Source organism: Pseudomonas sp. BGA-UO-ETr-WB11, from assembly GCF_059567785.1.
This window is the reverse complement of record NZ_JCAQOS010000005.1, coordinates 699,456-711,569: the sequence shown is the minus strand read 5'-3', so window position 1 is coordinate 711,569 and position 12,114 is coordinate 699,456. Positions and strand designations below refer to the sequence as shown.

General features: G+C 61.3%; 10 protein-coding genes. All 10 read right to left on the bottom strand.

Features of this window, described 5'->3' with window-relative positions:
• Positions 1-1,029, bottom strand: a complete 1,029-nt coding sequence (gene aruF / locus AC56DI_RS08740) for an arginine/ornithine succinyltransferase subunit alpha (protein ID WP_496345796.1) — start codon at positions 1,027-1,029, stop codon at positions 1-3.
• A gap of 146 nt (positions 1,030-1,175) precedes the next feature.
• Positions 1,176-2,396, bottom strand: a complete 1,221-nt coding sequence (locus tag AC56DI_RS08735; protein WP_496345795.1) for an aspartate aminotransferase family protein — start codon at positions 2,394-2,396, stop codon at positions 1,176-1,178.
• Positions 2,397-2,681: 285 nt separating this feature from the next.
• Positions 2,682-3,680 (bottom strand): GlxA family transcriptional regulator, encoded by a 999-nt coding sequence (locus AC56DI_RS08730; protein WP_496345794.1) that lies wholly within the window; start codon positions 3,678-3,680, stop codon positions 2,682-2,684.
• A 343-nt stretch (positions 3,681-4,023) separates the two neighbouring features.
• The gene (locus AC56DI_RS08725) at positions 4,024-4,788 is read right to left on the bottom strand and encodes an ABC transporter ATP-binding protein (RefSeq protein WP_422589364.1); all 765 of its coding nucleotides are present in this window, start codon (positions 4,786-4,788) and stop codon (positions 4,024-4,026) included.
• Positions 4,789-4,862: 74 nt separating this feature from the next.
• Positions 4,863-5,561 (bottom strand): ABC transporter permease, encoded by a 699-nt coding sequence (locus AC56DI_RS08720; RefSeq protein ID WP_324519021.1) that lies wholly within the window; start codon positions 5,559-5,561, stop codon positions 4,863-4,865.
• Positions 5,562-5,570: 9 nt separating this feature from the next.
• The gene (locus tag AC56DI_RS08715; protein WP_324519020.1) at positions 5,571-6,260 is read right to left on the bottom strand and encodes an ABC transporter permease; all 690 of its coding nucleotides are present in this window, start codon (positions 6,258-6,260) and stop codon (positions 5,571-5,573) included.
• Between the two features lie 105 nt (positions 6,261-6,365).
• Positions 6,366-7,145, bottom strand: coding sequence for an ABC transporter substrate-binding protein (locus AC56DI_RS08710; protein ID WP_324519019.1), 780 nt, complete (start codon positions 7,143-7,145; stop codon positions 6,366-6,368).
• A gap of 566 nt (positions 7,146-7,711) precedes the next feature.
• Positions 7,712-9,667 (bottom strand): acetate--CoA ligase, encoded by a 1,956-nt coding sequence (gene acs / locus AC56DI_RS08705; protein ID WP_496345793.1) that lies wholly within the window; start codon positions 9,665-9,667, stop codon positions 7,712-7,714.
• Positions 9,668-9,951: 284 nt separating this feature from the next.
• Entirely contained in the window at positions 9,952-11,052 is a 1,101-nt protein-coding gene (gene mnmH / locus AC56DI_RS08700) for a tRNA 2-selenouridine(34) synthase MnmH (RefSeq protein ID WP_496345792.1), read from the bottom strand.
• Positions 11,052-12,086: a selenide, water dikinase SelD gene (selD, locus tag AC56DI_RS08695; RefSeq protein WP_496345791.1), complete on the bottom strand. Its 1,035-nt coding sequence runs from the start codon at positions 12,084-12,086 to the stop codon at positions 11,052-11,054. Before selD ends, mnmH begins: the two co-directional genes overlap by 1 nt.
• Positions 12,087-12,114 lie beyond the last annotated feature (28 nt).

Sequence of the window (12,114 nt, the reverse complement as noted above, 5' to 3'; positions counted from 1 at the left end):
TTAAACCGCGACCAGGCGCACGCTGGCACCTTCACCGACGCCCAAGGCCTCGGCGGCTGCAACACTCAGGACCACCGGCTTGCCGGGCACCCAATCCAGTTCGGCGACAATCGCGCGGTAATCCTGCAATTGGCCGTTGGCCACCAGGTAGGTGCGCCCGCCTTTTTGCGGTTCAGCCCCTGGAGCGGCCAGGCGTACCGGCACCACGCGACTCTGGGCGATCGAGCGGATGCCCGAGGTGCGCGCATGCAGGGTCGGGCCGCCGTCGAAAATATCGATGTAGTGGTCGGTCTCGAAGCCTTCGCGCATCAGGATGTCGAAGGTGATCTGCGCCCGTGGATGGACCTGGCCCATGGCCTCCTGCGCGGCATCCGGTAGCAGCGGCACATAGATCGGGTAATGGGGCATCAGCTCGGCAAGGAAGGTGCGGCTTTTCAGCCCGCTGAGCAGCTCGGCCTCGGTGTAGCTCATGTCGAAGAAGTTACGCCCGACCGCATCCCAGAACGGCGAGTCGCCGTGCTCGTCGCTGTAGCCGACGATCTCCACCACTACCGCATCGGCGAAGCGCTCCGGGTGGTTGGCGACGAACAACAGGCGGCCGCGCGAGTTCAGCTCGGCCCACACCGACGGCACCAGATCGGCCTCGACATAGAAGCTGGTCAGCAGGCTGTTGCCGGTCAGGTCATGGCACAGCGACAAGGCGTGGATCTTGTTGTGGATCGACAGCGAGCGCGAGGCATGCACGAAGGTTTCGTTGCGAAAGCTGTAGAACGGATCGGAGTAGCCCGCCGAGGCGACAATCCCGGAGCAGCCGACCAGGCGCCCGGTGTCGGTGTCTTCGAGGACGAAGAAATAGCTCTCTTCGCCGTTGAAGCTGACTTCGGCGGCAAACGAGGCCTCGGAGCCGGCGATTTTCTCGCGCAGGCGCTCGGCATCGTTGGGCAAGGACGTGACACCCACCGGGCTGTCCGCAGCCAGGCGCTGCACCTCGGACAAGTCTGCGATTTGCGCAGGACGCATCACCAGCATGGGGTCACTCCTTTCGAATAAAAGCCCCGGAACCTGGCAGCGCCAGCCCCGGAGAAAACCGCGCCCCAAGGGCGCGGCACACAGAGATCGCTCATCCGTGAGAGGTGTAGCGGCCATTCATCCTGAACGGCCCAGCACTGCCTGGCTTACGCCTGGGTCAGCTTGGCCACGGCACGTTCGAAACGGGCCAGACCTTCATCAATGTCGCTGTCTTCCACCACCAGGCTCGGGGCGAAACGCACCACGTCCGGGCTGGCCTGCAACACCAGCAGACCTTCGGCGGCGGCGGCGTCCAACACGGCCTTAGCCTTGCCTTTCCAGGCATCGCTGAGCACGCAGCCGAGCAGCAGACCAAGGCCGCGCACTTCGCTGAATACGCCGTATTGCTGGCCGATCTGTTCCAGCTTGGCCTTGAAGCGCGCCGACTTGGCCTTCACGCCCGCCAGCACTTCTGGGGTATTGACGATATCAATCACCGCTTCGCCAACCGCACAGGCCAGCGGGTTGCCGCCGTAAGTGGTGCCGTGGGTGCCGACGGCCAAGTGCTTGGCCAGCTCGTTGGTGGTGAGCATGGCGCCAATCGGGAAACCACCGCCCAGGCTCTTGGCGCTGGAGAGGATGTCCGGGGTCACGCCGTAGTGCATGTATGCGAACAGCTCGCCGCTGCGGCCCATGCCGGTCTGGACTTCGTCAAACACCAGCAGCGCGTTGTGCGCGTCGCACAGGGCGCGGGCGCCTTCCAGGTAGGCTTGTTCGGCCGGCAACACACCGCCCTCGCCCTGGATCGGCTCCAGCACCACCGCGCAGGTCTTGTCGGAGATGGCGGCTTTCAGCGCGGCCAGATCGTTGTACGGCACATGGGTGATGCCCTGGATCTTCGGCCCGAAGCCATCGGAATACTTCGGCTGACCACCGACGCTGACGGTAAACAGGGTGCGACCGTGGAAGCTGTTGGTGGCGGCGATGATTTCGCACTTTTCCTCGCCGAACTTATCGAAAGCCACGCGACGGGCCAGCTTGAAGGCGGCCTCGTTGGCTTCGGCGCCGGAGTTACAGAAGAACACCCGGTCGGCAAAGGTGGCGTCGACCAGCTTGTGCGCCAAACGCAGAGCCGGCTCGTTGGTGAAGACGTTGGAGATGTGCCACATGCTGTTGGCTTGCTCGGTCAGCGCCGCCACCAGGGCCGGATGACAATGGCCCAGCACGTTGACCGCAATGCCGCCAGCAAAGTCGAGCAGCTCACGACCGCTCTGATCCCATACTCGCGAACCCGCGCCGCGCACCGGAATAAAACCAGCCGGGGCATAGTTGGGAACCATTACCTGATCAAAATCGGCGCGTGCTACGTGCGCATGCTCAACGGACATTGAAACTCTCCTGAGAGGGAACGCCGACCTGCAATGGCTGGCGATGGAAGGATTGTAGGGGCTGTTTTGGCCCTGGCATTGCCGCCATGCGACAACTTCTTACAGGGCCAACCCACGCCACGCCGATGCTTGCACAGATGCGACACAAAGCATCGGGAAGGCGCAGTTTAAACGCTGCAAGCCGCCACCGCGCGGCACCGGGAAAATTTCCGTGGGCCGCCGATTGCGCCCCAACCGACCTGAATCAGCGGCATAAAAAACCCGGCTCACTGGCCGGGTCTGGATTTAGCTGCGTTCTGCCACTGACTCGGTCAGCTCGAACGGGCTGGCGCTGCGCCGCTGGTTGCGGTCTTCGCGCGGGGTGGCACCGAAGAAGTTGCGATAGGCGCTGGAGAAGTGCGGCCCGGAGGAGAAACCGCACGACAGGCCGATTTGAATGATCGACTTGCTGGTCTGCATCAGCAGTTGGCGCGCCTTGTTCAGGCGCAGCTCGAGGTAGTACTGGCTGGGTACACGATTGAGGTACTGCTTGAAGATGCGCTCCAGCTGGCGGCGCGACACGCACACATGCTGGGCGATTTCGTCCGTGGTCAACGGCTCTTCGATGTTGGCTTCCATCAGCAACACCGCCTGGGTCAGCTTCGGATGGCTCGAGCCCAAGCGATTCTGCAGCGGAATGCGCTGACGCTCACTGCCTTCACGAATGCGCTCGACCACCAATTCTTCACTCACCGCGCCAGCCAGCTCGGCACCGTGATCGCGGGCCAGCACGGCCAACAACAGGTCAAGCACGGCCAGGCCACCACAGGCGGTCAGGCGATCGCGGTCCCAGTCAAACAGATGGCTGGTGGCAATCACCTTGGGGAAGCGCTCGGCAAAATCATCCTGCCAACGCCAATGCACCGCCGCCCGGTAGCCATCCAGCAGCCCCAGCTGCGCCAGCGGGTAGACACCCGCTGCCACCGCACCCAGCACACAGCCCGCGCGCACCGACTGCTTGAGGGCCGCCGAGAGTGCCGGCGAGAGCGCGCCAGGCGGCTCATCCGTTACCAGCAAGAGCTTGTGCAAGCCTTCCAACTGACCTGTCCAAGGAATACCCGGCAGTTGCCAACCGCCATCCAGAGGCGCTTCGGCACCAGGCTCGGCCTGCAGAAACAGCAATTCGTAATGCACATCCGGGTGGACCCGCTGCGACACTTGCAGAGCTTCTTCCGCCAGGGCCAAGGTCAGGGGCCGGGTACCGGGCCAGAGCAAAAAGCCAATGCGGCGCACAGGATGAGTCATGCCGGCACAGCCCCGCAGCACGAGCCCGCAAGGGCCGCAGGGGGCAGAATCAGGCCGGGGATACTGGCAAAAACCACATCACTCTCCTCATGCAGGCCATGGGCCGCGGGAAATACAGCCACGCTGGGCAAAACACCCACAGGCAACATCTATCAGAGCATAGGAGCCTGTCGGACTTAATGCTGTTCTGCTGCGGAAAAGCCGGATTTGGTCATTTCTCCCGCTTTTGCTCGTCAAATAGCTGGCTATTCTCCTCGCAAAACCGAAAAAACTGCCTCAAAACGGACTTTCCCTCGCTACGAACGATCAAGCCCGACAGGCTCCTAGTCGCAGGTATCGTCAGTTACTTCAAACTGCCGGAAAGAAACTGCTTGAGACGGTCCGACTGCGGATTGGCCAATACTTCCTTCGGACAACCACGCTCTTCCACCAAGCCCTGATGGAGAAACACCAGCTGGTTGGACACTTCACGGGCAAAGCCCATTTCGTGGGTAACCACCACCATGGTGCGGCCTTCCTGAGCCAGGTCCTGCATCACCTTGAGCACTTCGCCGACCAGTTCAGGATCAAGAGCTGACGTCGGCTCATCGAACAGCATCACTTCCGGCTCCATGGCCAGGGCACGGGCAATGGCCACGCGTTGCTGCTCGCCACCGCTCATATGGGCGGGATACGCATCTTTTCTGTGGGCCACGCCAACCTTGGCCAGGTAATGCTCGGCCTTTTCCCGCGCGGCTTGTTTGTCCATACCCAGCACATGCACCGGCGCTTCCATGACGTTATCCAGGGCGCTCATGTGCGACCACAGATTGAAGTGCTGGAACACCATCGACAAACGCGAGCGCATGCGCTGCAGCTGTTTGGGGTCGGCAGCTTTCAATGCGCCGTCCTTGCTGGCCACCAGTTTGAGCTCTTCGCCGTTAAGCAGAATCTTGCCGGCGTGGGGCTGCTCCAGCAGGTTGATGCAGCGCAGGAAGGTGCTCTTGCCCGAACCACTGGAGCCGATAATGCTGATCACATCGCCCGCTTTAGCCGCCAGTGATACGCCCTTAAGCACTTCGTGGTTGCCGTAACGCTTGTGCAGATCCTGGACTTCAAGTTTGTACATGGTCTGGGTTCTCTATCGTTAAGAGTGCGTCGCGGCCTGGCGACGCATCGATCAATGCAAGTGGCCGCTAGCCCTCAGGCCTTGCGCGGCGCCAGGTAAGCCAGCCAGCGGCGTTCGGCCAGTTTGAACAAGCGCACCAGAATAAACGTCAGGCCCAGGTAGAACAGGCCAGCGGTGATGTACGCCTCGAACGGCAGGTAGTACTGCGAGCTGACGGTCTTCGCCGCCCCGGTGATGTCGATCAGGGTCACCACCGACGCCAGACTGGTGGTGTGCAGCATCATGATCACCTCATTGCTGTACTGCGGCAGCGCCCGGCGCAAGGCCGACGGCAGCAAAATGCGCCGGTACAGCTTGAAGCGCGACATGCCCACCGCCTTGGCGGCTTCGATCTCACCCGGCGGAATGGTTTTCAGGCTGCCGGCGAGAATTTCCGCACTGTAGGCACTGGTGTTGATGGCAAAGGCCAGGCAGGCGCAGAAGGTGGCATTAGACAGATAAGGCCAGAACACACTGGCACGCACCGCCTCGAACTGGGCCAGGCCGTAATACAGCAGGTACAGCTGCACCAGCATCGGTGTGCCACGGATCGCATAGGTGTACAGCCACGCAGGGAAGTTCACCACGGGCTGCTTGGACACCCGCATCAGCCCCAACGGCACGGCCAGCGCCAGACCAAAGACCAGAGCAATCACCAGCAGCTTGAGGGTAACCAGCACGCCAGCGAAATACAGCGGCAGGCTGTCGAGTACCACGTTGTAGTCAAAAATCATGGCCGCCCCTTAAATTTCCATTGCCTTGACGCCGGCCGAATAGCGCCGCTCGAGGTAGCGCAGCACCAGCAAGGACACACTGGTGATCGCCAGATAAATGGCCGCCGCCGCCAAGATGTAAGTGAACGGCTCATGGGTCGCGTCACCCGCACTCTTGGCCCGCGCCATCATGTCCTGCAGGCCGACTAGGGAGATCAGCGCCGTGGCCTTGATCAGCACCAGCCAGTTATTGGTGAAGCCGGGGATCGCCAGACGAATCATCTGCGGCACCAGAATCCGCCAGAACACCCGCAACGGGCTCATGCCGTAGGCCATGCCCGCCTCGCCCTGGCCCTTGGGGATGGACATAAAGGCACCACGGAAGGTCTCCGACAGGTAGGCGCCATAGATAAAGCCCAGGGTGCCGACACCCGCCACGAACGGATTGATGTCGATGTAATCCTCATAGCCCAGCAGCGGTGCGATGCGGTTCACCATGTCCTGACCGCCGTAGAAAATCAGCAGGATCAGCACCAGATCGGGAATCCCGCGAATCACCGTGGCGTAGGCCTCGCCCAGCAGCGCCAGCCACTTGACCGGCGATAGCCGGCAAGATGCACCGAACAGACCAAGGGCAATCGCAACCGCCATCGACAACAGCGACAGCTGCAAGGTGAGCCAGACACCATCGAGGATGGTCGCGCCGTAGCCATTGAGCATGCTTGAGGTCCTCACACCGCGCGCCGCGCCTGAACAGGCAGCGCCGCCACAACGAAAAAGTGGCACAAACCGTAGAGCCAGTTTGTGCCACCTTCAGGGAAACGCTTACTCGCCGTAAACGTTGAACTGGAAGTACTTGTTCTGCACTTCCTGGTACTTGCCGTTGGCGCGAATGGCCGCGATGGCCTTGTTGAAGCGCTCAGCCATGGCCTTGTCGCCCTTGCGCACGGCAATCCCGACGCCATCACCAAAGTACTTGGCCTCGGTGTAATCCGGGCCTACCAGGGCAAAGCCCTTACCGGCGTCGGTTTTCAGGAAGCCGTCATCGATATTGACCACATCGGCCAAGGTGGCATCCACACGACCAGCGGTGAGGTCGAGGAAGATTTCGTTCTGCGAGCTGTAACGCACCACTTCGGCACCGGCCGGGGCGAAGACAGCAGTGGCATAGCGGTCATAAATCGACGCGCGCTGCACGCCGATCTTCTTGCCTTTCAAATCGACCAGCGGATCGTTGAGCACGGTGCCGGCCTTCATCGCCAGTCGGGCTGGGGTGGAGTAGTACTTGTTGGTGAAGTCCACCGACTTGAGGCGCTCTGGAGTGATCGCTAGCGACGACAGTACGGCGTCGAATTTGCGCACTTTCAAGGCTGGAATCAGGCCGTCGAACTCCTGCTCGATCCACACGCACTTGACCTGCATTTCGGCGCACAGGGCATTACCGATGTCGTAGTCAAAACCAGTGATGGCGCCTTCCGGGGTTTTCATCGCAAAGGGCGGGTACGCCGCTTCGATACCGATGCGCACCGGCTTGGCCTCATCGGCCATGCTCAGGGGTGACAACAGGGACAGCGCCAGAGCGCCAAGCAGTGCAAGCTTGTTCATCGTGTGACTCCTTCGAGTGTGTTTGGCTTCGTTGGGCAGAAAGACAAAGCGCCCCAGCGCATGCGTGCATTCAGTGTAGAAAGAGTCGCCGTCTTTGCAGCGCGCTAGGTGGGCGCAACGGCCCTGGCTGGGTGTGCTGCATTCTAGCGACAGGCTGAAAGTCGATATTTCTTCAATGCGACAACAAGTTACAAAAGACCCCGACCCGCAGAGCAGGTGGATTGACAGGCGCCGGCAAACATGCAGCGCAGAAGAAAGGAGGTAACCGATTATTAAAGCAATAACTGCGCCGTAAATTGTAAAACCGCTCTAGATCAAAGCATACAGCATTCAAGCGCAGTTTAAATACGCCACATTTCAGAGCAAAACGTTCCCGCGCGCCCCGCTTTCGCGCAACCAGTTACCGCCTGGCGTAACCCTAGGCCACCGAATTCCCCACAATCCAGCACGCGGCGCCCCACGCCAAAGCCGATATTAATTGTCTTTGCCCAGGATTTATTTGCCACACAAACAACAACGCCCCGTCCCGGCTTGTGGCCAGGACGGGGCGTTAATACCGGCGGCTGTTAGGCTGCCTGCATGCTGCGGTGAGTCTCTACTAAGTGCTGCACCACACCAGGATCGGCCAGAGTGGATATGTCACCGAGCGCATCGTATTCGGCAACGGCGATCTTGCGCAGGATACGGCGCATGATCTTGCCCGAGCGGGTCTTCGGCAAGCCGGGAGCCCACTGGATCACGTCCGGCGAGGCGATCGGACCGATCTCCTTGCGGACCCAATTTTTCAACTCCTGACGCAGCTGCTCGGAAGGCTCCTCGCCACTGTTCAGGGTCACGTAGACATAGATGCCCTGCCCTTTGATGTCGTGCGGCATGCCGACCACGGCAGCCTCGGCGACTTTCGGGTGGGCAACCATGGCGCTTTCGATTTCGGCAGTGCCCATACGGTGGCCGGATACGTTGAGCACGTCATCGACGCGACCAGTGATCCAGTAGTAACCGTCTTCATCACGACGGGCACCGTCACCGGTGAAATACATGCCTTTGAAGGTCTTGAAGTAGGTGTCGACGTAACGGTCGTGGTCGCCGTACAGGCTGCGCGCCTGACCTGGCCACGAATCGATAATCACCAGGTTGCCTTCAGCGGCGCCGTCGATCAGGTTGCCCAGATTGTCCACCAGCGCCGGCTGCACGCCGAAGAAAGGACGGGTGGCCGAACCAGGCTTGAGTGCGGTCGCACCCGGCAGCGGGCTGATCATGATGCCGCCGGTTTCGGTCTGCCACCAGGTATCCACGACTGGGCAGCGCGACTTGCCGACTTCCTCGTAGTACCAGTGCCAGGCTTCCGGGTTGATCGGCTCGCCGACCGAACCGAGCAGACGCAGGCTGGAGCCATCGGCACCCTCCATGGCCGCCTTGCCCTGGGCCATCATGGCGCGGATCGCGGTCGGCGCGGTGTAAAGAATGCTGACCTTGTGTTTGTCGACGATCTTCGCCACACGGGTCATGTCCGGGTAGTTCGGCACACCTTCAAACAACACGGTGGTAGCGCCGTTGGCCAGCGGACCGTAGACGATATAGCTGTGGCCGGTGACCCAGCCGACGTCGGCGGTGCACCAGTAGACTTCGCCCGGTTTGTAGTCGAACACGCGCTCATGGGTCAGGGCCGCGTACAACAGGTAGCCACCGGTGGTGTGCAGCACGCCCTTGGGCTTGCCGGTGGAGCCGGAGGTATAGAGGATGAACAGCGGGTCTTCGGCACCCATTTCTTTCGGTGCGCAGTGGCTGGAGGCCACTTTCATCAGGTCTTCGTACCAGACGTCGCGGTGCGGGTGCCACTTGATCTCGCCGCCGGTGCGCTTGCACACGATCAGCTTCTGCACGCTGCTGGTTTCCGGGTTGGCCAGGGCGTCGTCGACGTTGGCCTTCAATGGGGTTTTCTTGCCGCCGCGCACGCCTTCGTCGGCAGTGATGACCACTTTCGACTGGCAGTCGATGATGCGTCCAGCCAGGGCTTCTGGCGAGAAGCCGCCGAACACCACGGAGTGGATGGCGCCGATGCGGGTACAGGCGAGCATGGCCACGACCGCTTCCGGGATCATCGGCATATAGATGGTCACCACGTCGCCGCGGTGGACATCCTGACCGCGCAGGGCGTTGGCGAACTTGCACACTTGCTCGTGCAGCTGCTTGTAGGTGATTTCCTGGTGGTCAGCCGGATCGTCGCCTTCCCATATGATGGCGATCTGGTCGCCGCGCTCAGCCAGGTGACGGTCCAGGCAGTTGGCCGAGACGTTCAGGGTGCCGTCGGCAAACCATTTGATGTCGACATGGTGATCGTCGAACGAGGTCTGCTTGACCTTGGTGAAGGGCGTCATCCAGTCCAGGCGTTTGGCTTGCTCGCGCCAGAAGCCGTCGGGGTTGATCACCGACTGCTGGTACATGGCCTTGTAGGTGGCCTCGTCGGTCAACGACTGGGCGGCCACCTCAGGGCGCACGGGATACAGGGAATCGGCACTCATGACTTTTACCTCGACGCAGTAATGTTGTTGTATTTACGTAGAGTGATTTTTAGACCTCTGGGGGCCTGCCAACCATTCGACCATGGTCTTACCGGTTATACGACCATAGTCCTGCCAGGTAAATCGTAGGCAAAAAAATGGGCGACCAAAAGGTCGCCCTACTTAACATTCCGGGGGAGGAATGAGATTAAACACTCGCACCAGAATCACGCAGGACTCGGCTGTGATCTTTGTACCTCCGCGCCTCACGCCCCACCATTGCACCAAAGTCGTATACCCCTGAATCAGGCCGGCTGACGCTGGCGCAGGTACTCGACCACTGCTGCCTGGTCGCCGCAAAACTCGATGCGTTTGTCCTTACTGTCACGCTGAAAGGCGTACATCGGATCGTAGTACTCCACCAGCAGGCCCTCGATCCAACCACGGTGCTGGTCCACGCCGGCGCCACGCGCCTGCTCGGCCAGTGCCGCTTGCATGATTGCCGCCAAACGCTGATGACGCTCGCCGCCCAGGCGCTTGAGGATGTTGCCCAGCCCTTGCTGCAAGCGCTCGGCATACAGACCGAAGCCCTGCTCCTGGCCATGCACGGCAATAAACTCGGCGCACAGGTCGATTACATAATCACCGAGGATGCGCTCGACGCGCCCTTCAAGGCTGTCTTCCAGCCAAATCAGCGGATAGCCCTGCATGCCCTGGTGCAGCACCAGCGGCAAGGTGCAGCTGCCGACCATGCGACTCTCGTCCTCCAGCACAAACTGCTGCTGGCCGGCCGCACGTTTTTTCAGGATGTCGATGGCCAGGCGGTTCTCGAAGTCGATCTGCGCTGGCTGCGGCGTGGCGCGCTTGCCGAAACTGGAGCCGCGATGATTGGCGTGGCCTTCCAGATCCAGGCTATTGCTCAGCTGCGCCAGCACCTCGGTTTTGCCGGTGCCGGTCAGGCCGCCGACGATGACGAAGTCGCACTGAGCGACTGCCTGCTCAGTGGTTTCCAGCAAGAAGGTGCGCATGGCCTTGTAGCCGCCGATGACGCGCGGGTACTCGATACACGCCTCTTCTTTCAGCCACTGCTGGGTGATCTGCGAACGCAGACCACCGCGAAAGCAATACAGATAACCCTCAGGATTGGCGCGGGCAAAGGCAGCCCAGGCGGCAACCCGCTCGGCTTTGACGGCGCCGCCGACCAACTGATGACCGAGCTTGATGGCCGCTTCCTGGCCCTGCTGCTTGTAGCAGGTGCCGACCTTCTGCCGCTCGACATCGTTCATCAGCGGCAGATTGATCACCCCAGGGAAAGCGCCCTTGGCAAATTCGACCGGCGCGCGGGCGTCCATCATCGGCACATCGTTAAGAAACAGATCGCGGTAGTGGGTGGTGTTGTCGCGCATCAGCTCACCTCGACCGCGTAGGTCTGTCGGGCCACCAATTGGCCGATCGGCGCCAGGGTCAGGCCCAGCTCGGCGGCCACGGCGAGAAACTCTTGCTCACCTTCCGGCGTCACCGCCACCAACAGTCCGCCGCTGGTTTGCGGGTCGCACAGCAGATCGCGCTGTGCGTCGGTGATCGGGGCAATCTTCTCGCCGTAGCTGTCGAAGTTGCGCAATGTGCCGCCCGGTACGCAGCCCTCGGCCAGGTAGTAATCGACGCCCGGCAAGCGCGGTACGGCAGCGTAGTTGAGCTGAGCAGTGAGGTTCGCGCCATCGGCCATTTCCACCAGGTGGCCGAGCAGGCCGAAACCGGTGACATCGGTCATGGCAGTAACGCCGGCCAGCTTGCCGAAACGGCTACCGGGCTTGTTCAGGGTGCACATCCATTCACAGGCCAGGCCCACATCTTCGGGCCGCAACTTGGCCTTTTTTTCCGCCGTGGTGAGAATGCCAATGCCCAACGGCTTGCTCAGGTACAGACGGCAACCGACCGTGGCGCTGTCGTTGCGCTTCATATGGCGTTTTTCCACAACGCCGGTAACGGCCAGACCGAAGATCGGCTCCGGCGCATCGATGGAATGGCCGCCGGCCAGGGGAATACCGGCGGCATCGCAGACCGCACGACCGCCACGAATCACTTCGCGCGCGACCTCGGGCGGCAGCACATTGATTGGCCAACCGAGAATGGCGATGGCCATCAGCGGGTCGCCGCCCATGGCGTAGATATCGCTGATGGCGTTGGTGGCGGCGATCCGACCGAAGTCATAGGGATCATCGACAATCGGCATAAAGAAGTCGGTGGTCGACACCACCCCGCGCTCATCATCCAGGGCATACACCGCGGCATCGTCGCGGGAGGCATTGCCGACCCACAGCTTGGGGTCAAGGTTCTGCGCCCCGCTGCCGGCAAGAATCACGTCCAGCACCTTGGGCGAAATTTTGCAGCCGCAACCGGCGCCGTGGCTGTACTGGGTAAGGCGGATCGGTTCGCTCATCGACTTTGCTCGCAGGTAAACAACAATG

What these genes read in the sequence shown, in the direction of transcription:
- aruF (WP_496345796.1), bottom strand. Translation starts at nt 1,029, where the DNA reads ATGCTGGTGATGCGTCCTGCGCAAATCGCAGACTTGTCCGAGGTGCAG.
- AC56DI_RS08735 (WP_496345795.1), bottom strand. Translation starts at nt 2,396, where the DNA reads ATGTCCGTTGAGCATGCGCACGTAGCACGCGCCGATTTTGATCAGGTA.
- AC56DI_RS08730 (WP_496345794.1), bottom strand. Translation starts at nt 3,680, where the DNA reads ATGACTCATCCTGTGCGCCGCATTGGCTTTTTGCTCTGGCCCGGTACC.
- AC56DI_RS08725 (WP_422589364.1), bottom strand. Translation starts at nt 4,788, where the DNA reads ATGTACAAACTTGAAGTCCAGGATCTGCACAAGCGTTACGGCAACCAC.
- AC56DI_RS08720 (WP_324519021.1), bottom strand. Translation starts at nt 5,561, where the DNA reads ATGATTTTTGACTACAACGTGGTACTCGACAGCCTGCCGCTGTATTTC.
- AC56DI_RS08715 (WP_324519020.1), bottom strand. Translation starts at nt 6,260, where the DNA reads ATGCTCAATGGCTACGGCGCGACCATCCTCGATGGTGTCTGGCTCACC.
- AC56DI_RS08710 (WP_324519019.1), bottom strand. Translation starts at nt 7,145, where the DNA reads ATGAACAAGCTTGCACTGCTTGGCGCTCTGGCGCTGTCCCTGTTGTCA.
- acs (WP_496345793.1), bottom strand. Translation starts at nt 9,667, where the DNA reads ATGAGTGCCGATTCCCTGTATCCCGTGCGCCCTGAGGTGGCCGCCCAG.
- mnmH (WP_496345792.1), bottom strand. Translation starts at nt 11,052, where the DNA reads ATGCGCGACAACACCACCCACTACCGCGATCTGTTTCTTAACGATGTG.
- selD (WP_496345791.1), bottom strand. Translation starts at nt 12,086, where the DNA reads ATGAGCGAACCGATCCGCCTTACCCAGTACAGCCACGGCGCCGGTTGC.